14 protein-coding genes are annotated in these 21,079 nt (G+C 70.4%); 7 read left to right on the forward strand and 7 right to left on the reverse strand.

Annotation, left to right across the window (positions count from 1 at the left end):
* Positions 1-180: 180 nt before the first annotated feature.
* Entirely contained in the window at positions 181-1,893 is a 1,713-nt protein-coding gene (locus tag RB628_RS00945; protein WP_318318287.1) for a sulfate permease, read from the forward strand.
* Between the two features lie 560 nt (positions 1,894-2,453).
* Complete coding sequence (locus RB628_RS00950) at positions 2,454-4,490, forward strand: glycoside hydrolase family 5 protein (protein WP_318318288.1); 2,037 nt, start codon at positions 2,454-2,456, stop codon at positions 4,488-4,490.
* A 206-nt stretch (positions 4,491-4,696) separates the two neighbouring features.
* Here the strand turns inward: RB628_RS00950 and RB628_RS00955 are convergent, their stop codons facing one another.
* From RB628_RS00955 to RB628_RS00985, 7 genes are all read right to left on the reverse strand, one after another.
* Positions 4,697-5,959, reverse strand: coding sequence for a TIGR02679 family protein (locus RB628_RS00955; protein WP_318318289.1), 1,263 nt, complete (start codon positions 5,957-5,959; stop codon positions 4,697-4,699).
* Positions 5,956-10,113: a TIGR02680 family protein gene (locus RB628_RS00960; protein WP_318318290.1), complete on the reverse strand. Its 4,158-nt coding sequence runs from the start codon at positions 10,111-10,113 to the stop codon at positions 5,956-5,958. The genes RB628_RS00955 and RB628_RS00960 overlap by 4 nt, the downstream gene beginning before the upstream one ends.
* Positions 10,110-11,450, reverse strand: coding sequence for a TIGR02678 family protein (locus RB628_RS00965; protein ID WP_318318291.1), 1,341 nt, complete (start codon positions 11,448-11,450; stop codon positions 10,110-10,112). The genes RB628_RS00960 and RB628_RS00965 overlap by 4 nt, the downstream gene beginning before the upstream one ends.
* Complete coding sequence (locus tag RB628_RS00970) at positions 11,447-12,979, reverse strand: TIGR02677 family protein (RefSeq protein WP_412180578.1); 1,533 nt, start codon at positions 12,977-12,979, stop codon at positions 11,447-11,449. Before RB628_RS00970 ends, RB628_RS00965 begins: the two co-directional genes overlap by 4 nt.
* Positions 12,980-13,306: 327 nt before the next feature.
* A complete protein-coding gene (locus RB628_RS00975; RefSeq protein ID WP_318318293.1) occupies positions 13,307-13,528 on the reverse strand; it encodes a twin-arginine translocase TatA/TatE family subunit in 222 nt (73 codons plus the stop codon).
* 391 nt (positions 13,529-13,919) lie between these two features.
* Entirely contained in the window at positions 13,920-14,594 is a 675-nt protein-coding gene (locus RB628_RS00980) for a response regulator (RefSeq protein WP_318318294.1), read from the reverse strand.
* Entirely contained in the window at positions 14,591-16,183 is a 1,593-nt protein-coding gene (locus RB628_RS00985) for an ATP-binding protein (protein ID WP_318318432.1), read from the reverse strand. Before RB628_RS00985 ends, RB628_RS00980 begins: the two co-directional genes overlap by 4 nt.
* A gap of 166 nt (positions 16,184-16,349) precedes the next feature.
* On the opposite strand from RB628_RS00985, the gene RB628_RS00990 reads away from it, so the two are divergent.
* The 5 genes from RB628_RS00990 to RB628_RS01010 are packed head-to-tail and all read left to right on the forward strand — an operon-like array spanning position 16,350 to position 21,022.
* Positions 16,350-17,360: a Bug family tripartite tricarboxylate transporter substrate binding protein gene (locus RB628_RS00990; RefSeq protein WP_318318295.1), complete on the forward strand. Its 1,011-nt coding sequence runs from the start codon at positions 16,350-16,352 to the stop codon at positions 17,358-17,360.
* Positions 17,357-17,890, forward strand: coding sequence for a tripartite tricarboxylate transporter TctB family protein (locus RB628_RS00995; RefSeq protein ID WP_318318296.1), 534 nt, complete (start codon positions 17,357-17,359; stop codon positions 17,888-17,890). Before RB628_RS00990 ends, RB628_RS00995 begins: the two co-directional genes overlap by 4 nt.
* Positions 17,890-19,389, forward strand: a complete 1,500-nt coding sequence (locus RB628_RS01000; RefSeq protein ID WP_318318297.1) for a tripartite tricarboxylate transporter permease — start codon at positions 17,890-17,892, stop codon at positions 19,387-19,389. Before RB628_RS00995 ends, RB628_RS01000 begins: the two co-directional genes overlap by 1 nt.
* 33 nt (positions 19,390-19,422) lie before the next feature.
* Positions 19,423-19,818: a universal stress protein gene (locus RB628_RS01005; RefSeq protein WP_318318298.1), complete on the forward strand. Its 396-nt coding sequence runs from the start codon at positions 19,423-19,425 to the stop codon at positions 19,816-19,818.
* A 58-nt stretch (positions 19,819-19,876) separates the two neighbouring features.
* Positions 19,877-21,022: a DUF475 domain-containing protein gene (locus RB628_RS01010; protein WP_318318299.1), complete on the forward strand. Its 1,146-nt coding sequence runs from the start codon at positions 19,877-19,879 to the stop codon at positions 21,020-21,022.
* Positions 21,023-21,079: the final 57 nt, after the last annotated feature.

Genomic DNA, 21,079 nt, shown 5'->3' on the forward strand with positions numbered 1-21,079 from the left:
AGGGGGCGCGCGACGCCGGATGCCGAAGGTCCGCGACCACGGGGCCGAACGTCCCCGAGCTGAGGGCCTGTTGGGCTGCGGAAGCGGCTTGGGTGTCACGGGTGCCAGTCGAACCGGCCCGGTCCCTCGCACTCCTCCGCCCGTCCGTGGATCATGGGGTCACGCCGCAGAAGGAGGCCCATGTCCCAGAGCTCGGGCAGACCCGTTTCCCTGGGGCGCCGTTTCGCCCCGGGGCTCGGCTCGCTCCTCGGCTACCGGCGCGCCTGGCTGCGCGGCGACCTGCTGGCCGGGTTGACCGTGGCCGCGTATCTCGTGCCGCAGGTGATGGCGTACGCGGGTGTGGCCGGTCTGCCGCCGGTCGCCGGGCTGTGGGCAATCCTGCCCGCGCTCGCCCTGTACGCCCTGCTCGGTTCCTCGCGTCTGCTGTCGATCGGGCCCGAGTCCACAACAGCGCTGATGACGGCGACCGTGGTCGGGCCGCTGGCCGCGGGAGACCCCAGCCGTTACGCCACCCTGGCCGCCACCGTGGCCATCACGGTCGGGCTGCTGTGCGTGGTGGCCTGGGCGGTGCGGCTCGGCTTCGTCGCGGACCTGCTCTCCCGGCCGGTGCTGGTCGGCTATCTGGCGGGGGTGGCACTGATCATGATCGTGGACCAGTTGCCCAAACTCACCGGGGTCAGTACCACGGGATCGACCTTCTTGCCCCGGCTGTGGTCCTTCGTACGGCATGTGTCGCAGATCCACCTCCCCACACTGCTGTTCGCGACGGCCCTGCTCGCCTTCGTCCTGACCGTGGCCCGCTTCTTCCCCACGGTCCCAGGGCCCCTGCTGGCCGTGGTCCTCGCGACGACGGCCGTGACCGTCCTCGACCTGGAGGACCGCCACGGGATCAAGGTGATCGGAGAGGTCCCGGCAGGTCTGCCGGGGCTTGCCGTCCCGAACCTGACCGAACTGCCGCACCTGGTGCTGCCCGCCCTCGGTGTCCTCCTCGTCGGTTACACCGACGTCATCCTCACCGCGCGGGCCTTCGCCGACCGCGCCGAAGAGGGACCCGGGCTCGACGCCAACCAGGAACTGCTGGCCCTGGGCGCGGCCAACCTCGGCGCTGGGGCGGTGCACGGGTTCCCGGTCAGCAGCAGCGCCAGCCGCACCGCGCTCGCCTCTTCGGTGGGCGCCCGCTCCCAGGCGTACTCGCTGGTCGCCGCCGCGGCCGTCCTCGCCGTCCTGTTCTTCCTCAGCCCGCTGCTCACCCGGACACCGTCGGTCGTGCTGGGCGCACTCGTCGTCTACGCCGCCCTCCGCATGATCGACCTGGCGGGCTTCCGGCGGCTGGCGGGCTTCCGGCGCCGTGAGCTGCTGCTGGCGCTCGGCTGCCTGGCCGGCGTACTGGCTCTGGACATCCTGTACGGGGTGCTGGTCGCCGTCGGTCTGTCGGTGGCCGAGTTGCTGGCCCGGGTCGCGCGCCCGCACGACGCGATCGAGGGGGTGGTCCCCGGGGTGGCCGGCATGCACGACGTGGACGACTATCCGCAGGCCCGCACGATCCCCGGTCTGCTGGTCTACCGCTACGACTCTCCCCTGTTCTTCGCCAACGCGGAGAACTTCCACCGCCGGGCCCTGGCCGCCGTCGACACACAGGAGAGCCCGGTCCGCTGGTTCGTCCTCAACGCCGAGGCCAATGTGGAGGTCGACATCACCGCCCTGGACGCTGTCGAAGAGTTGCGCCTCGAACTGGCCCGCCGGGGCATCGTCTTCGCCCTCGCCCGTGTCAAGCAGGACCTGCGGGACGAGTTGGACGCGTACGGCCTGACGGAGTCCGTGGGCGCCGGCCTCATTTTCCCCACCCTGCCGACCGCCGTTGCCGCGTTCCGGAGGTGGGACCGCGCTCAGTAGGTCACGAGTCCGCGCTCCCTGAACTGCCACGCACCCGCGCCGTCAGCGCGGTGTCGGGAGGGAGTAAACCCATGAATCGTTTCACCTCGCAAGCGGGCGCCGAAGTTGACGCTCTCGTCGGCGTTCACAGATGGTCCACTCCCGCTCCACCGGACGGGTAGCCGACACCGCGGAGCCCCGGTCCATGCTCGCCGCAGTGCGCCTGACGCGGTCCGCGCCTCACGACCTCCCGCAGGGCAGCCCTGGCTGACAGGATTCAGCAGGTGACAGAAGCGTTGGCAGCGCACGCAACCCACGCCGACATCGCCACCGCGCTGGGCAAGAACTCCGACGCCGCCACCTACACGGCCCAACGCCATCAAGGACGCGGTCAACGCCCGGATGCGGGACTCCACCAAGGGTGCCTACGCGACGGCCTGAACAACGACGGCACGGCGATCAACCACTACGCCGTCCCAGCCGGCGTCTCGGGGACGCCCCCTGTACGCAGGACTGGACCAATGCGGCACGGCCCCTCATGATGACGATGCCATGTCAATGCATGCCTCTGGACGGTGACCGTGCGCGGATCCTTCATCTGGGCCAGGGCAGCACTGGCCGCCGTACTCCTCGTGACGACCCTGGCACCCGTTGCCGAGGCAGCAGTCCGACGAGCGCCCGCCCCCGAGGCCGGTGCCCGACCCGAAGACGCCGCGCACTCGGTGGACTGGACGGCGCCGCTCAGCACACGGGGTCGCTGGATCGTCGACGCTGACGGCGGCCGTTTCAAGCTGCGGTCCGGTAACTGGCACGGAGCCAGCGGCACCTGGAACGGCTCGGGAAACCCGGACGAGGACGCCGGCCATCACGCGGGGGAGAACTCCGGCAGGATGCCGCTCGGCCTGGACCGTGCCCCCATGGCCGAGATCATCGCCGGCTTCCAGGAGATCGGCATCAACAGTGTCCGGCTGCCCTTCTCCAACGAGATGATCCACGACAGCCGCTCCGTCACGGACGATTCCGTGGCCGCCAACCCCTCCCTGCGCGGCCGAACCCCGCTACAGGTGTACGACGTCGTGGTACGGCAACTCACCGCCGCCGGGCTCGCGGTGATCCTCAACAACCACACCAACACCACACGCTGGTGCTGCGGAGTCGACGGCAACGAACGCTGGAACGCGAGCCAGTCCGCCGAGACCTGGGAGAACGACTGGCTCTTCATGGCCCGCCGCTACCGGGACAACCAACGCGTCGTCGGCGCCGACCTCTACAACGAGGTGCGCCGCGATGTCTGGGACGACCCCAACTGGGGGCTCGGCGACGACCACGACTGGTTCGCCGCCTCGCAGCGCGTCGGTGACCGCATCCTGACGGAGGCCGACCCCGACCTCCTGATCATCGTGGAGGGCATCAACTGGACCGGCATCCCTGTCGACGGACTGCCCCACGAACGCCCCACCCTGGAACCCGTACGCCGCCTCTCCCACACCCTTGTCGACTCCGGCAAGCTCGTGTATTCCGCCCACTTCTACGACTACACGGGCCCGAACCACAGCGGCGCCACAGGCACGGGCGAGACCAGCGACCCCCGCTACCGCGACCTGAGCCCCGCCGAACTGATCAAGGTGCTGGACCGCCAGGCCTTCTTCGTGACCACGGAGACGGACAGGCACTTCACCGCGCCCATCTGGGTCAGCGAGTTCGGCGTCGGCGGCCGGGACGAGACCGGGGACAAGCAGCGGGCGTGGTTCGGGAACTTCGTCGACCACCTGATCCGTACCGACGCCGACTTCGCGTACTGGCCGCTCGTCGGCCAGCACGAGGACCGCAAGGGCAACGGCTGGGCCCTGCTGCACTGGGACGCCGAGGGCCACCGCATGGGCCTCTACGACGGCGACGACTGGCGGGCGACTGCCTGGACCCGGCTCATCGGGGCCCAGGGTCGCACCGGCACGGTGGAGCCCGTGGCGGACTGGTCGATGCTCAGCCCCGATCACGGCGACTTCGTCCAGTCGCGGCGGATACGGGCCCTGCCCGACTGGGACTTGGGCGCCCGCAAGGCCGTGTGCCCCGACGGACAGCGACTGCTCGGCCTCGGCCACACCGGCAACCGGGGCCTGTGCTCGGACGTGTCCACCGGCCCCTTGTGGGACCCGGCCGGCGGACACGTGGTGGTCGTCGACGAACGGTATGTCGGGCCGGGCCAGGAATGGGCGTCCGGATACACCAAACTCCAGTGCCCCGACGGCCACTTCCTGACCGGCTACAGCGTCCGCGGCGCCGCTGTCTCCGCCGCCCTGTGCGCGGCCGCCCCGGCCGGCGCGCTCGGCGCGAACGGCCGTACCGTCTGGTTCGACCGGGGCGACAACAGGGGCTCGGCCGCCAAGGGCGGCGACTTTGCGCAGGGCCGCTACAAGGGCCAGTGCGCGGACGACGAGTACGCGGCCGGGATCGCGTACACGGGTCGGGTGGGCTCGGCACGGACTCCGGACGCGTTGTACTGCCGGAAACTGACGGGAGTTCCGGGCTGGTCTGCGCGCCGTGCCACGACGCCACCCCGGCCGACGTTGACCAGCGGGCCGCCGGGCTTCACAGCGCCGGCTGTTCGGCGCCGATGATGTGCTGTGTGCCTGGGTGAGCGACACCTGGAAGATCATCACATCGCATCGGCGCAAGCACAGCCAGGTGGCAGCGGCGGCCGCCGCCCGTCGCTCCTCGGGACGGGCTGATCAGCCCGCTGTCCGGCTCACCTGAAGACTGCCTCAGCCTGCGTACATTGTGACCCTCGGCTGGACGAACTGCCGGCAGGCACCAACACGGTCTCCTACCTGGTGCCGGCCGACCCTTCACCGGCCAGGTCGGTCAACAACACGTCAGCGACCAGTTCCTCGACCACGGCGGTGTTGTGTTCGGTCATGGCCCGGGTCAGTTCGGGGTCCCAGGGCGCTTCGGTGAGGCGGCCGGGCGGAGGGCCGTGCGGAGTACGGGCGACCGCTGCGCGGTAGTCCGCCGCCGTCATGCGCCAGGGATGGGCCGGCGTCTTGTCCAGGAGATACGCGGCGATGCGGATGCCTTCGCCATCGAAGTCGCCGTGGTAACGGAGAGCGGCGCCATGGTTCGCGAGGAGGCGGAGAAGGTGGATGGCCGCACTGTTGGGCCAGCCGGAGGTGCACACGAGCGGCGGGCAGTCCGAGCCGAAGCGGCGTACGGCGAGAGCCAGAATGCTGGGGTTCTCCACTGCGTGAACGACGGGTGCGGAGTCTGTGGCGAGGGTGAACCCACCCGGGGCCCGCAGTTGAGCGAGGGTCAGGCTGGCGGCCTGGCCGGCCTCGGCGCACACGCGGGCCACACGGGCGAGCGGGCCGTCTCCGGCGGGGTGCAGTCCACCTACGAGGACGGTGGCGGACAGGCCGTCGTCGGCGACACCGACGCGGGTCCACAGGGCACGCCGGTCCGCCGCGGACTGCGGCGGGTCGGTGTCGTGGAGGGTCGCCAGGGCACGCAGGACGAGGGTGGACAGGCGGGTGCCGTCGTCGAGTGCGTGGGAGTCGCCCTTCAGCACTCTGGCAGCGAACACGGGCAGCGGCTCCGCTCCGGCGGGGAGCGCCGCGAGCACGGTCAGGGCGTCGGTCAGCAGGGATCGGGTTCGTTCCGGGGAGCCACCCACCAGGCCGGCGGCTCGGCACGAGGCGGTCCAGGCTGCGAGCGCAGGCTGGGCACGTACCGTGGCGTGGCCGTCCAGCCACGTCCACAGTTCGGCGCGTTCGCCCTCCTGGCGGCGCCGTTCGCCCGCGCGGTCGTCGAGGGGGCCGACGAGTTCGGTGACGGTTTCGCGCACCGTACGGCCGCACAGCTCGGTGACGGCCTCCTCCAGACGGACCAGGGCGACGGAGGGCCGGGCGTCCGGCAGACGGTCCAGGCCGAGAAGGTCGGCGAGGGCCTCGCGCTGCGCGTCGTCGAGCGGTCCGAGACGCACCCGTGTGACGGAGCGGCCGGAGGAGAGACGGTTGTGGACCGTGTGCCAGAGCGGCCGGAGTTCAGGGCGCCGCAGGGTGTGCTCGCCCGGGGTCGTCTCCGGGTGTGTCATCCCGCCTCCAGGTCGGTGCCGTTCCAGACGAAGCGGGCGCTGGTGACCGCGTCGTCGCCTCCGTCTGTGAGCAGTTGGTGAACGGCGATGCCGGGCAGCTCGCCGTAGGTGCACCACTCGTGGTCGGAGGTGACCATGAGATCCAGGTCGAGTGCCGTGAGCAGGGCGAAGACCTGGCCGCGGTTGACGGTGTCGACACCGACGAAGACCTCGTCCAGCAGGATCGGCCGGGGTGCCAGGGGCACGGCCTCGTAGTGGGCGGCGACCGCGGCGAACAGCGGCAGGTGCAGCGCGATGGCCTTCTCTCCGCCGGAGAGCGCGCCGTGCAGCTTCTTGGTCAGGGGCTGCCAGCCGGTTCCGTTCGCCCGGTCGAGGCGGACGGTGAAGCGGTGCCAGGCGGTGTAGTCGAGCACCTCGCCGAGCTGTTCCTCCCAGCTCGCTGCGGTGTCACTTCCCTTGGCCTCCTCGATACGGGCGCCGAAGAAGCCGTGCAGGGCCTCCCGGTCGGTCTCGGTGACCCGGCCGGGATCCTTCAGCAGCAGCCGGCGGGCGGTGCGGGTGCTGTCCGGAAGATCCGGACGGACGTCCCAGACGAGCTGGACGGCGACGTTGGAAGCGGTACGGACCCGCTCCAGGTGCCCGTTCATACGGTCCACGAGGTCGCCGGCCTGACGGATGCGCGCCGCGAGGTGGCGGCGGATGTCACCGGTGAGGATCTGGTCGAAGAGGCGGCGCTCGGCGGTGGTGATGTCGTCCCTGCTGCGGTCGCGCTCCTGGGCGAGTGTGGTGAGCAGGCCGGTCGCCCCCACTCGTACGCCGTCCAGGGTGGCGGTGAAGAGCTGGATGTCTTCGTCCGGTTCCAGGTCCAGGTCGGCACGGGCGCCGAGGTGCTGGCGAGCCTCGTGGACCGCTTCGGAGAGGCGGGTCGCGGCGTCGCCCAGGTGGCGTGGGGCATGCGGGATGCCGGGCCACTTCGCCGCCGTGGCGCGGGCCGCCTCCAGGGTGGCCTTGGTGCCGTCCCCGGCGTGCAGTTCCGGTGTGAAGCCGGCGTCCTCTGCCAGCCCGACCAGGCACAGGTGCCGGAACCGTTGAACCGAGCCGTCCCGGACCGCGACGGCCTGCTCCCGTCGTTCGGCGTCCTGGCCGCTGGTCGCCCGCAGGCCCCCGATCTGCCCTTCCAGCCGCAGCAACAGATCGGCCACCTGGCCGGCCTCGACACGGCAGCGGCCAAGCTCGGCGCGCGCCTCGGTGACGCGTGCGACGATCTGGCGGTAGTCCTCGCCGACAGTGGCCTCCACCGCCTCCAGGCGCGCGTGCAGACCCGCCGCCTCCGCTTCGGCGGCGGTCGCACCCTCGGCCTGTTCCTCGGCCGTCCGGCGCGACCGGTCTGCCTGCGCGGCCAGCTGGTGGGCCCTGTCGGCAGCGGTGGTCGCGGTGAGCCGGGCGTCCACCCAGCTGTCGGCGGAGTCCCGGAACCTGTCGATGTCGACAAAGAGTTCACGCAACCGGTCGCGGTCGGTGGGCAGTCCGTGTTCCGCGGCCCGGCGGCTGAGCGTGCGCAGAGCGGACGCCACCTCGCCCTCGCACCGCGCCAGATGCCCGGCGGCGTCGCGCACGGCGTCGTCCCGGGCAGCCACCTTCTCCTCGGCCCGGTCCCAGTCACGCCGACGCGCGTCGAGTTCCCGGTGGTCGGGTCGAGCGGCACGGTCGGTGTCCAGGCGGGCGCGGCGGGCGCCCAGGCCGCGCAGCTGGTCGTCGAGCACGGCGAGGGAGGCGTTCATCTCGCCGATCCGTTCGGAAAGTTCACCGATTCTGCGCCGGCGGGCCCGCTGTCGCGCGAGGGCGCCGATGTGGGCCGGTTCCGGTTTGCTCCAGCTTCCGGTGGCGAGCGAGAGACGCCAGGCACCGTGTGCCGAAACGGCCGCGGGGTGCCCGCCGGGCAGAGATGTGCCGTAGGCGACACCGGCGAGGATGCGGGTCACGGTGTCGGCCGGGACGGGGATGGCCTCCTCGGGCTTCAGTACCTCCAGCAGGCTGGGCCCGGGAGCGGTCACGGCCAGGGCCGCCTCGGCACGGGTGTCGTGTCCGGGCAGCGTGATCCCTTCGTAGGGGCTGACCCAGGCATCGAGTAGGCCCGACGCCTCCAGTGCGGCCTCCACCGCGGCCTGGACGGGAAGCGGCACGCCTTCACGGAAGGCGACCAGACGCCACAGGGGCGCTCCCGCCGTCGCCGTACGGACGGTGGTGCGGGTGGACGGCGACGGAGGCGGCAGCTCGGTTTCACCGCTCAGCGCTCGTACCGCCTCCTCCACTCGGCTCCGGTCGTCCCGCAGCCCTTGGCGCGCGGCTCGGACGGTGGCCTCCGCCGTGGCGATCTCCTGTTCCAGCGGGCGTGCGGCGGCTTCGGCCAGGGCCGTTACCTCTGCCTCGCTCGCCGCACCGACCACCAGTTCCCCGGGGTCGGCGATGCGCAGTTCCGTGCAGCCGTCGGCCCACGCGAGGAGCCGTTCCGCCTGTGCGGCAAGGGCGTCGTCCCAGGCGCCGGATGCCTCGTCCCGCCGGGCGATCCCCTCGGCGAGCCGTACACGCGCCTCGTCCAGCAGCCCTTCGGCGGTGCCCCGGTCGCGTACCGCCCGGTCGTGCTCGTCCATCGCCCCGGTGATGACGGTGACCTGCTGCCGTCGGGCGGTGACCGCGCCCCGCAGCAGCCGACGGGCCTGTCGGGCCCCGTCGTCACCTCCCGTGGGTGCGGTGCCGAAGGCTTCGGGCCGACTGCCGCCCGGCTCACGCCCCGTGCGGGTGGTGAGGGACCCCGTACGGTCCTCGCCCAGGACGGACCTCGCCTCGTGATGGATGGACTCCAGCCCCGCCGCCCGGGCCGCCCTGCGTGTTTCCTCGGCGGCTTCGCGCGCGTGCTCGGCGAGTGTGCGGGCCCGGCCCATGGCGTCGTCGGCGTGCCTCTGGTCCTCTTCCGCCCTGAGCCCAGTGGCCCGGGCAGTAGCGCGCCGGCGCCCGGCGGCGGCTGCCATGTCTTCCGTGCGGCGGCGCAGCCGGTCGAGTTCCTCACCCTGTCTGTACGCGTCGCTCTCGCGCAGCCCCTCGACGGTCTCCTCCAGGGCATGCGCGCGCAGGTCCTGTTCCCTGCGCCGGGCCTGGGCCGACTCGCGTTGCGCCAGTGCCTGTTCCAGCTCCTCGGCGCTCTGGCGGGCGACACGGGTGAGGTTGTCCATCTCCGTGGTGGCCGAGATCAGCGCTGCGGAACCGGCGCGCAGGACCCGGCGCGCGTAGGCACGTTGCCGGGATGCGACAGTCTCGGCTGCCGTCACTTCGTCGTCGAGCCGCTTGAGGTGTTCGCGCTGGCGGTCCAACCGCTCGAAGCCCTCGGCGAGTTCGGCGATCTCTGCCTCGCCCAGCGGTGGCAGGGCGCGGGACAGCAGGGTGGAGAGCAGGGACGGGTCGAGCCGTTCGGACAGTTTGGGCTGGCGCAGCTGGAGCAGGGCGGACAGCAGCGATTCGTACCGCTGCTCCCCCATGCCGGCGAAGAGTTCACGCCGTACGGCCGTGCGGTAGTCGGTGGCCGTGGTGTACACGTCGCCGCGGTCGCGCAGCGCTTCGGTGAGGGCGGCCCGGGTCAGTGGCTGTCCAGCCTCGTTGACGAGGAGCACACCGTCGGGGTGGGCGATCCTGGAGCCGGTGGTGAAGTAGTCGGCGTGCACCCCGCTGGTGTGCACGCTCGCCTGCAGGCGAGCTCCGCAGCCGAACCACCGCTCGGTGCCGTCGTCGCCGGTGCGGCAGAACTCCATCCACACGTACCCGACGCGGGTCTTGCCGGAGGCGCCCTCGCCCAGCAGGTTCCAGTGCATGGTGCGCTCCGAACCACCGAACGTCGACAGGCGGTTGGGGCGGAGGCTGGCGTCGAAGAGGAAGGGCAGCAGAAGTTCCAGGGCCTTTGACTTGCCCGAACCGTTCTGCCCGCGCAGCAGCAGGCGGCCCTGGTGGAAGGTGAAGGTCTCGTCGTAGTAGCGCCAGACGTTGAGGATGCCCGCGCGTTGCGGCTGCCAGCGGCTGCCGACGGCGTGCGCGGCACGTGCCGGTGCACCGGTCCGCTCGGTGGGCTCCGGCTGCCGCGCCAGGGGAAGCTCTGTCACGCTCACTGCTGGTCTCCTTCTGCGACAACGCCACCGGAAGCGGTGGTGCCTGCCGTCTTGCGCGAGCTCGCGTCCGGTCCGGACTTGTCTTCCGGGTCCGAACTCGTCGTCTTCGTCAGGCGGTAGCGGTACGCGGCCGGGCACGCGACCACACGGCCCCTGGTCCGGCGGACCAGGCCGGCATCGCGCAGCACACCTACAGCGTCGTCGGCGAGCCGGGCGGCGCCGTCCTCGGACTGAAACGCCTTGGCCCAGCGCGGGAAGCGTCGCAGCAGATCCGCTCCGGCCTCGGCGAGCTGCTCGGGCAGCAGTCCGGCCGGCGCGGCGCAGAGCGGCTCCAGAAGGAGCAGCGCGGCGACCCTGGCGGTGGATGTGTCGTCGGGGAAACGGACATCGGTGGCCAGTCCGTCCGGGTCCACGAGCAGGAAGCCCTCTGCTCGTTCCTCCAGGACGAAACCGGCCTGCTCGACCGAGCGACGCAGGATCTGGCGTCCGGTCAGAGAGGTTACGTAGGCCAGCTCGTCGTCGGTGAGGTCCGACCGGTACAGCACGGGGTCGTCGAAGAGGCGGCGCAGTACCGAGTGGCGGAGCCTCAGGTTGCGTTGTGCGTCCGTGGCGGCGGCCTCGCTGTGTGCCTCGTCCGCCGTACCGTCGACGACAACGCCGCCGTAACGGCGCTCCCGCGCAAGCCCCGTGAGGAGTTGCTCGAACCGCGCGGGCACCTCGTCCGGGGGTACGGCGAGCCCGGAGGCGCCGACGGGTGCGGCGGGCAGCCGCATAAGCAACGTGGTGTCCACGCGGTACAGGACTTTCGCCGCCGTGGACTCGACGTATGCCTCGGTGGTCCCGTCCACCGCCCGCAGGACGTCGTACGCCTCCAGCAACTTCAGGACGTCGACGAACGCCGTCCGCTCCGGCCGGTGTACCGGGTCGAACGAGGGCAGCGCCCGGTCTGCCGCCGTGGCCTGCACGACACGGTCGGCAAGCATGCCGATGGTCGTCATCGGCATCGACAGCAACTCGGCCGCGGTCACGCACAGCAGCACGTAACGCCGGCGATCGAACGGGGCCCGGCCGGAACGCTCCCTGCGGGCCGGGCGGGAGCCGTCCGGGTTAGCACGGACCTTGGTGAGGCGGGCGTAACCGCGGCGGGCCTCAACGACCAGGCTCCAGCCGCAGGTGTAGTCGAACCACCGGGCCAGCGGCTCACGCCGGCGCCGCACCAGTTCGAAGCCGGCTGGGTCGGCGGCCTCGGTGAGCAGGGGACGAACCAGCAGAAGCCGGATCGCACGGGCAACCTCCTCCCGCTCCGCGGCGGCCAGTTGGTTGGCGAGTGTGCTCATCCCGCCGCCTCCTGCTGTGCGGCAGGGAAGTCCGCCAACGCGCCGGCTCCGCCCGCCGCCGCGATGTGGACCACGTAGTCCGGTCCGGCCAGTGAGCCCTTCGCCGTGCGCAGCAGGGCGGTGCGGCCGTCCGGGGGCAGGGCGAGTGCGATCTCCACCCGGCCGTCCCCCGTCGTGGCGCGCCGCAGCCCGTCCGAGTCAGGCCGGGCCGACAAGGCCCGGCCCAGCAGGTCCAGCAGCCGGTCGAAGACAGCGGGGTCCAGCGCGTCGAAGGAGGACAGACGCACGGGCCCTTCCGTCTCAAGCACCCGCCAGGCACGTGCGAGTTCCGCCCGCTCCGCGCGCGCCCTCTCGGCGCGCTCCGCCCTGACCGCCGCGACGTCGCGCACTCTGGCCGTACGCGTGAAACGCTCTGTCCGGCCGCTGGTCCGCAGCAGCGCCGACACCTCCACGGGCGGGGCCTCCGACCAGGAATGGGACGACGGGATCAACTCCGGGTCGGGGTGCGCGAGGTGAGCGTGGCGCGCCGGGCCGAGGCCGAAGGCCGCCGACCACAATCGGTGCAGGTCCTCTTCCGCGGGGGCCGCGGCGAACCAGCGCGCCAGCTCCCGGAAGTCCTGCACGGCGCTGGAGGAGCGGCGCCGGGACTCGTTGATCCGCTCCAGGACCTGCAGGAGGGAGAGGATGGCCCGCCGGGCGATGTCATGCAGCTGCTCGATCCGGGGGCGCGCCCCGTCGTCCGGAAGGAACCACCCCAGCAGGCCCGCCCAGCGCGCCCGTCGGCTCTCCAGCCATCCGGCCGCGGGATCCTCTCCAGCGATCGGCGGCAGCTCGGCTCCGCGCAGTGCCCGCTCGCGCAGCACGGCGATCCCTTGTTCCTCCACGCGGGCCACGGCGGCGGCGACCGCCTGGCCACGCAGGTCGAGGTTGACCAGAAACTCCTGCAGATACGCGACGGTGGCCGCCTTGACCTCCCGGAACACGCCCAGATCCGCGCCTTCTGCGCGCAGCAGCCGCTGCAGTTCGCCGTTGAACGCCTTGGTGTTCTCCACCAGGGCTTCGAGATGCCCCTCCAGCTCCCGCAGCGTGCTGAAGATGCGGCGATCGGACGAGGCGGGTTCGCCGGACAGCAGGCACAGTTCGTCGAGCCGGTCGGCGATCGCCTCCAGCACGGCCGTCTGCAGCGCCCCGGTCGAGGCGAGAACCTCGAGCGCGTGCCGCACTCCGGCGAGAGCGGCCTCGCCCCGGCGGGTCAGCGAGTACTGCAGGTTGCGCCGCTCGTACTCCTCGGCCGTGCGGTAGTTCTCGGCGTGGTTGTGCACCACGTCCAGGAGCTCCCACTGCACGAGTTTTCTGAGCGCTTCATACAATTCCTCGTCCTCGACCGCCGCTGCCCAGCCGACCCCGCGCAGTCGCTCACGCACCGTGTCGAGCCCCAGCGTCGTCTCCAGGTGCTCGCCGGCCACGCCGAAGACGTCCAGCACCGCCCCGTACAGATCGGATCTCTCCACCGTCGTGAACCGGAACATCTCCGGTGGAACCCTGCGCACGCCTGTCTCCCCCTGCCCCACCGCCTCGGCGGCATCCGAATCTCCACGGTAGAGGGCGGTACCGACACTACGGGGCGAGTCCCGGAACAGTGGATTCTTCCGGCGAGAATCGGACGGTCTCCTGGGCCGGGCCGCTGGAGGCCGCCCTCGGACCTGGCCGACGAGTGCGGCCAGGTCCACCGGTCGCGGCGGCGGCGCCGTACTCGACCCGCAACAGCACGTTCCCCATGGGAGCGCACTGTGCCGAAAGGCCGCGGACACGGGCTGCCGACGAGGCCGGCGGCCTTGCCGCCGGCGCGCCCGCAGTCAGGGACGCGAGGGCGGATCTTCCCGCTCGACAACGCCCGGGACAACCCGCCCCGGTTCAGACGGCGCCCCGGACGAGTCCTGCTCCTTCAGAGCCTTGGCCTCGCTCTTGAAGATCCGGGCCGCCTTACCCGCCGAACGCGTCAGCTCGGGCAGCTTTTTGATGCCGACGACCACGATGACGACAATGAGGATCAGGGCCAGTTCACTCAAGCCGAACATCAGGTCTACTCTCTCCCGGTGACAGGCAGCGGCCGATACGAGCACCGGTCAATCGCTACCCAATCGACATTGCTGTAGAAGTATCGCCTGAAGTGCGATCACTCAACAAGCCCCGCCTTCCAGCCTCCCCGACCGAGACGCAGATCAACCGAGGAGGCGGCATACCGCTCTTGGAGATCCGGGCATCATCGGTGCACCCGGCACCCGGACGGGCCGAACCACAGCGCCGACTCAGGCAGGGTGCACAGCCGTCGGCGTAGCTCGGGAGCGAATGCTGGTGGCCTTGGCGCGGCGGGATGTGTTCGTCGCGCCCGTGAGCTGCGAACGCGGCGCTCGACTGGCCGATCACCACCTCCGCACCCACAACCCGGCAGGCGTCAGGCGTCAGGCGTCAGGCGTGCCAGTGGTAGCGGCGTTCGGGGCGACCTGCCTGCCCGTAGCGCAGCGACACCACCGCCTGGCCCGTGACACTGAGGTACTCGAGGTAGCGGCGCGCGCTGACGCGTGAGATGCCCACCCTCGTCGCACACTCGGCCGCGGACAGGGTTCCGTCAGCCGCGCGCAGCGCGCGTTCGACCAGTTCCGCGGTCTCCACACTCATGCCCTTCGGCAGAGTGGGCGTCACCGTCGGCGCCGCCGCACGTCCCAGTGCGCGGTCCACATCGGCCTGCCCGCTCACCGTGGCGGCGTGCAGATTGCCGCGCCGGGCGCTGTAGCGCTCCAGCCGGTCCTTGAGGTCGTCGGCGTCGAAGGGTTTCAGCAGGTAGTCGACCACGCCCTGGCGGACGGCACCCCGGACCGCCTCTGCCTCCCGGGCGGCACTGATCACCAGCACATCGCAGTCCTGGGCCGCCGTCCGCAGCCTGGGTATGACATCCAGACCGAACATGTCGGGCAGGTACAGGTCGAGCAGCACCAGGTCGGGCTGCAGCTCGGCGGCGGCGGTGAGCGCCTGCTCCCCGCAGTTCGCCGATCCGACCACGCGGAACCCGTCGACGGCGTCGACGAATCCGCGGTGGATCCGCGCCACCATGAAGTCGTCCTCGACAACCAGGACGTCGATCATCGGACTTCCTCCGTCTCCCGGTCGGTGAGCTGGCCCACGGACATACGGGCGGTGAACACGGCGCCAGGATGTGTGTTGGCCACCGACACCTCGCCTCCTCTGCGTGTGCAGACCAGCCGGGTGAGTGCCAGGCCGATACCCCGGTCGCCGCCCTGCGCGGCTTTTGTGGTGAAGCCTCGGGAGAACACCTCCTGTGCGAGCTCGGGAGCCACGCCCGGGCCCGAGTCCCGCACCACGATCTCCACGCTCGACGCGTCCTGGCGCAGTTCGACCTCCACCCAGGCGTCGTTCGTGTGGTCCGGGGCCGCGGCGGCGTCGAGGGCGTTGTCGACGAGATTGCCGAGAACCGTCGCCACGTCCGCGGAGTCCGTCGGTTCCAGCCGGTCCAGGGCCGTGAGCTCCGAGATGCGCAGCTGCACCCTGCGCTCCGCCGCGAGCGCGGACTTCGCCATGAGCAGCGCGGCGACGGCCCGGTCGCGCACCCGGCTGGTGAGGGTCAGGTCGAGCGACTCACGATGCTTTCGCAGGGCGCGAACATACCGTACGACCTCGTGGTGCTCGCCGATCTGGATGAGGCCGGAGATGGTGTGCAGCTGGTTGGAGAACTCGTGGGCCTGCGCGCGCAGCAGTTCGGTGCTGCTGCGGAACGAGCCCAGTTCGCGTTCGAGCTGGGCCAGTTCGGTGCGGTCGCGCAGGGTCGTCACCGAGCCCAGCCGACGGCCGTCCTTGGTGACGTCCATCCGGTTCATCACCAGTACCCGGCCACGGCGTACGACCACCTCGTCGCGCCTCTCGGTCCCGTGCTCGGCGCCCTGCTCGCCGCCGGTCCCGGCCAGGACGTCGTACAGCCTGCCCTCGATCCCGAGGTCGGCCAGGCTCATCCCGACGCAGTTCTCGGGAAGGTCGAGCAGTTTGCGGCCGACCTCGTTCACCAGTGTCAGCCGCAGCTGCGGGTCGAGTGCGATCACGCCTTCGGCTATCCCGAACAGCATCGCCTCGCGGTGCTCGGCGAGGCCCGCGATCTCGCGTGGTTCGAGGCCGAGGGTCTGGCGCTTGATCCGCCGGGCCAGCAGCCAGGAGCCGGCCACCCCGAGCACACTCGCGATGCCGAGGTAGGCGAGCAGGTACGACGAGGCACCGCTCAGCCGCTGCCAGGCCGTCGGTGAGACCCGTCCGATCATGACCGTTCCGAGATGCTCGCCGACGTGCTTTCGGTGCTCGGCGAGGACCGGGACCTGGGCCACCAGCTCGCGGACCCCGTCCACCGGCAGCTCCCCCGACCAGCCGCGCGCCTGCGCGACGCTGGGCCCGTCGACCGGCAGCCACGTCCCGACCAGGGTGGGATTGGTGGAGGCGACGATCCTGCCATGCTCGTCGGCGACCGTGACGGAGGTGACGTTCGACCGGGTCAGCGTGGTCTGCAGCAGCGGCGCGAGGGTCTCACCGGGGGCGGGACGGACGAGCTGGGTGCGCAGCAGTGGGTTTCCGGCCATCTCTTCGGCGAGGGCGGCCACCCGGCGACCCTCGACCCGGTCGAACGTCGCCTTCGACTGCGCCAGCGACACCGCGGCGATCGCGAACAGCACCATCACCACCACTGTGAGCTGCAATACCAGCAGCTCACCGGCGAGCGTATGGCGACGTGACACAACGACCACTATGAACTCAACCTTCAATGGTCACACAAGGCAGACGGGTTGTCCGGGGGGCCGCACAATCATGGCGCCGGACTCGCCCAAGCGAAAGAGATGAGCCATGAGAACTCGCAGAGCCGCACTTCTCGGCGCTCTTGCCACCGTGTCGATACTCACCGTGAGCGCCTGTGGCGCCACCGCGGACAAGGAGGAAGCAGCCAGCGGAAACACGGGCGACAAGCCCGTCACCGGTCTGCGGATCATGGTGCCCAACACTCCGGGCAGCGGGTACGACGTCACCGCCCGGACCGTCGCCCAGGTGATGCAGGACTCCAAGGTGGCGTCCGGGGCCCAGGTGTACAACCTGCCCGGGGCCGGCGGCACCGTCGGCCTGCAGCGACTGGTGAACGAGAAGGGCAACGGCAAGCTGGCCATGCAGATGGGGCTGGGGGTGGTCGGCTCCTCGTACACCTCGAAGTCGGCGGCGACGCTGACCGACACCACGCCGCTCGCCAAGCTGATCGAGGAGGCCGGCGCGATCGTCGTGTCGAAGGACTCCCCCTACAAGACGATCGACGACCTGGTCACCGCGTGGAAGAAGGACCCCAAGAAGGTCGCCGTGGGCGGCGGCTCGTCACCGGGTGGCCCGGACCACCTGCTGCCGATGCAGCTGGCGGAGGCGGTCGGCATCGAGCCGACGGAGGTCAACTACATCGCGTACGACGGCGGCGGTGAGCTGCTGCCCGCCATCCTTGGCAACAAGATCGCCTTCGGCGCCAGCGGCTTCGGTGAGTTCCTCGACCAGATCGAGGCCGGACAGGTGCGGGTGCTCGCGGTCACCAGCGAGAAGCCCATGGACGCGGTGAAGGACGCCCCCACCCTCAAGGACTCGGGGATCGACCTGGTCTTCACCAACTGGCGCGGGATCGTCGCCCCTCCCGGGATCACCGACGCGGAGAAGAAGACGTGGATCGACTCCCTGACCACGATGCACGACTCGGAGCAGTGGAAGGCCGAGCTGACCAAGCGCGGCTGGACCGACGCGTTCGTCACCGGTGACGAGTTCGGCTCCTACCTGAAGGAGCAGGACAAGTCCGTCGCCGACCTGCTGACAGAGCTCGGGCTGGCATGAGCTCCGGGATCGACGAACGGAGCGTCGACGACGCCCGTCCGCCCCAGGGCAAGGACCGCGCACAGTACGGCGTGTGCGCGTTCCTCGTCCTGGTGGGCGCCGCGGTGATCGTGGACGGGCTCGGTATCCGCCACGTCACCAGCAGCACCGACCCGGTGGGACCGCGCGCGGTGCCCATGCTCCTGGGCGTACTGCTCCTGGTGGTCGCGGTGCTGTACGCGGTCGACGTGGTCCGGGGCGGCCACGGCGAACCGGAGGCCGGCGAGGACGTCGACCTGTCCCAGGGCACGGACTGGCGCACGGTGCTGCTGCTGATCGGCGCGTTCGTGGTGAACGCGGTGCTGATCGAACGGCTCGGCTGGGTGATCAGCGGCGCGCTGCTGTTCTGGGGGACGGCCTTCGCCCTCGGCAACCGGCACTACGTACGCAATCTGCTGATCGCGGTGACGATGTCCCTCACCACGTTCTACGCCTTCGCGATCGGGCTCGGTGTGAACCTCCCGGCCGGTGTGCTGCAAGGGATCCTGTGATGGACAACCTGAACAACCTGATGCAGGGCTTCGAGGACGTCGTCGCCCCGATGAACCTGCTGCTGGCGTTGATCGGCGTTCTCGTCGGCACCGCGGTGGGTGTGCTGCCGGGCATCGGCCCGGCGATGACCGTGGCCCTGCTGCTGCCGATCACCTACGGCATGGAGCCGGTGCAGGCGTTCATCATGTTCGCCGGCATCTTCTACGGCGGCATGTACGGCGGGTCGACCACCTCCATCCTGCTGAACACCCCCGGGGAGTCGTCGTCGGTGGTGACGGCCATCGAGGGCAACAAGATGGCCAAGGCCGGCAAGGCGGCGCAGGCCCTCGCCACCGCCGCGATCGGTTCCTTCGTGGCGGGCACGATCGGCACCCTGCTGCTGGTGCTGGTCACCCCGATCGTGGTGGACTTCGCGGTCAGCCTGGGTGCGCCGGACTACTTCGCCCTGATGCTGCTCTCCTTCATCGCGGTCACGTCGGTGCTGGGCGCGTCACGCGTCCGGGGTCTGATCTCGCTGCTGCTGGGTCTGACGATCGGCATGGTCGGCATCGACGCGGTGTCCGGTCAGCAGCGGCTCACCCTGGGCGTTCCCCAACTGGCCGACGGAATCGACGTGGTCGTCGTCGCCGTAGGTATCTTCGCCGTCGGCGAGGCGCTGTGGGTGGCCGCGCATCTGCGGCGCAAGCCCGTCGAGGTCATTCCGGTCGGCAGGCCGTGGATGGGGAAGAAGGACTGGAAGCGGTCCTGGAAGCCCTGGTTGCGGGGTACGGCGTTCGGCTTCCCGTTCGGCGCGCTCCCGGCCGGCGGTGCGGAGATACCGACCTTTCTGTCGTACGCGACGGAGAAGCGGCTCAGCAAGCACCCGGAGGAGTTCGGCAACGGCGCGATCGAGGGCGTGGCCGGGCCGGAGGCGGCGAACAACGCCTCCGCGGCGGGCACCCTGGTCCCGATGCTGGCCATCGGACTGCCGACGAACGCGACGGCCGCGGTCATGCTGGCGGCGTTCCAGTCGTACGGTATCCAGCCCGGTCCGCTGCTGTTCGAGCGGGAGGCGAGCCTGGTCTGGGTGCTGATCGCCAGCCTGTTCATCGGCAATCTGTTCCTGCTCCTGCTGAATCTGCCGCTCGCGCCGGCCTGGGCGAAACTGCTGCAGATTCCGCGCCCCTATCTGTACGCGGGAATCCTGTTCTTCGCGTCGATGGGTGCGTATGCCGTCAACGCCCAGCCCCTGGACCTGTTCCTGCTGCTGTTGCTGGGCCTCCTCGGCTTCGCGATGCGGCGGTTCGGACTGCCGGTGCTGCCGCTGATCATCGGCGTCATCCTCGGCCCGCGGGCCGAACTGCAGGGGCGGCGTTCCCTGCAGCTGTCGGGCGGCGAACTGTCGGGGCTGGTGGGCGGACCGGTGTCCTACGCGGTCTACACCGTGATCGTGCTGGTGCTTGTCTGGCCGCTGGTGCGGCGGTTCGTCGTGCGTCCCCGGGGTGAGCGAAGTGCCTGAGAGTGCCGAGAGTGTTTGGGAGGGAGAGCAGACATGACCGTACTGGTCGGATACGTACCCACGCCCGAGGGCGAGGCCGCGCTGCGGGCGGGGATCGACGAGGCACGCCTGCGCGGCGAGAAGATGCTGGTGGTGAACACCTCACGGGGTGACGCCCTTGTGGACCCGCGCTTCGCGCAGGAGCCCGATCTCGCGCATGTCCGGGAGGATCTGGCCGCGCTGGGCATCGATTTCGACATCCGCCAGGTGCTCGGCGCGGGCGATGCCGCCGAGGAGATCATCGAACTCGCGGAGGCGGCGGATGTGTCCCTCGTGGTGATCGGGCTACGGCGCCGGAGCGCGGTCGGCAAGCTGATCATGGGCTCCGCCGCACAGCAGATCCTGCTGGGAGTCGGCTGCCCGGTCCTGGCGGTGAAGGTCCCTTCCTGAGTCCGGCCACTCCCAGTGGCCGGCGGCTCCCAACTCACTCTCTCCGTATGGGATGACGATGATCTTTAGAACATTCGGCTGGTCGTTCGCCGTCACGGCGGCCGGCCTCGCCTTCGCCGCGTGGCAGTGGGGATGGGAGGCGTTCGGGATCGTACTGATCCTGTCGATCCTGGAGATCTCGCTGTCCTTCGACAACGCGGTGGTCAACGCCGGGATCCTGAAGAAGATGAATGCCTTCTGGCAGAAGTTCTTCCTCACCGTCGGCATTCTGATCGCCGTGTTCGGCATGCGGCTGGTCTTCCCCGTCGTCATCGTCGCCATCAGCGCGAAGGTCGGCCCCGTCGAGGCGGTCGAGCTCGCCATCGACAACCCCGGACGATACGAGGACCTCGTCACCGACGCCCACCCCGCCATCGCGGCGTTCGGCGGAATGTTCCTGCTGATGATCTTCCTCGACTTCATCTTCGAGGACCGCGACATCAAGTGGCTCGGCTGGCTGGAGCGCCCGCTCGCCAAACTCGGCAAGGTCGACATGCTGTCGGTCTGCGTCGCGCTCACCGTATTGCTGGTCTCGGCGATGACCGTCGCCACCCACGCACACGTCAGCACCGGCCACGCGGACAAGTCCGCCACGGTGCTGCTCTCCGGAGTCGCCGGCCTGATCACCTATCTCGTCGTCGGCGGCCTCTCCGGCTACTTCGAGGACAAGCTCGAAGACGAGGAGGAACACGAACACGAAGAGGAGGAAAAGGCCAGGGCCGAGGGCAAGCCGGTCTCGGTGGCCGCCCTCGCGGGCAAGGCCGCGTTCTTCCTCTTCCTCTACCTCGAAGTCCTCGACGCGTCCTTCTCCTTCGACGGCGTCATCGGCGCCTTCGCCATCACCAACCACATCTTCTGGATGGCGCTCGGCCTCGGCATCGGCGCCATGTACGTCCGCTCCCTCACCGTCTACCTGGTCCGGCAGGGCACCCTCGACGACTACGTCTATCTGGAGCACGGTGCCCACTACGCCATCGGTGCCCTCGCCACGATCCTGCTGATCACCATCCAGTACGAGATCAGCGAGATCATCACCGGCCTGGTCGGAGTCGTCCTGATCGCGGCCTCCTTCCTGTCGTCCGTACGCCGCAACAAGGCACTCGAGGCGGCCCAGGGGCAAGGCCTGGTTCCGGAGGAGAAGACCGAGGTCTCGTCCGGCACGTGACCGGCCGGCGATCCGCGTTGATCGCGACGTTGGGCTTCGCTCCTGGACGACGGTGAC

This window comes from Streptomyces sp. ADMS (assembly GCF_033441795.1).
In the GTDB taxonomy this organism is placed as follows: domain Bacteria; phylum Actinomycetota; class Actinomycetes; order Streptomycetales; family Streptomycetaceae; genus Streptomyces.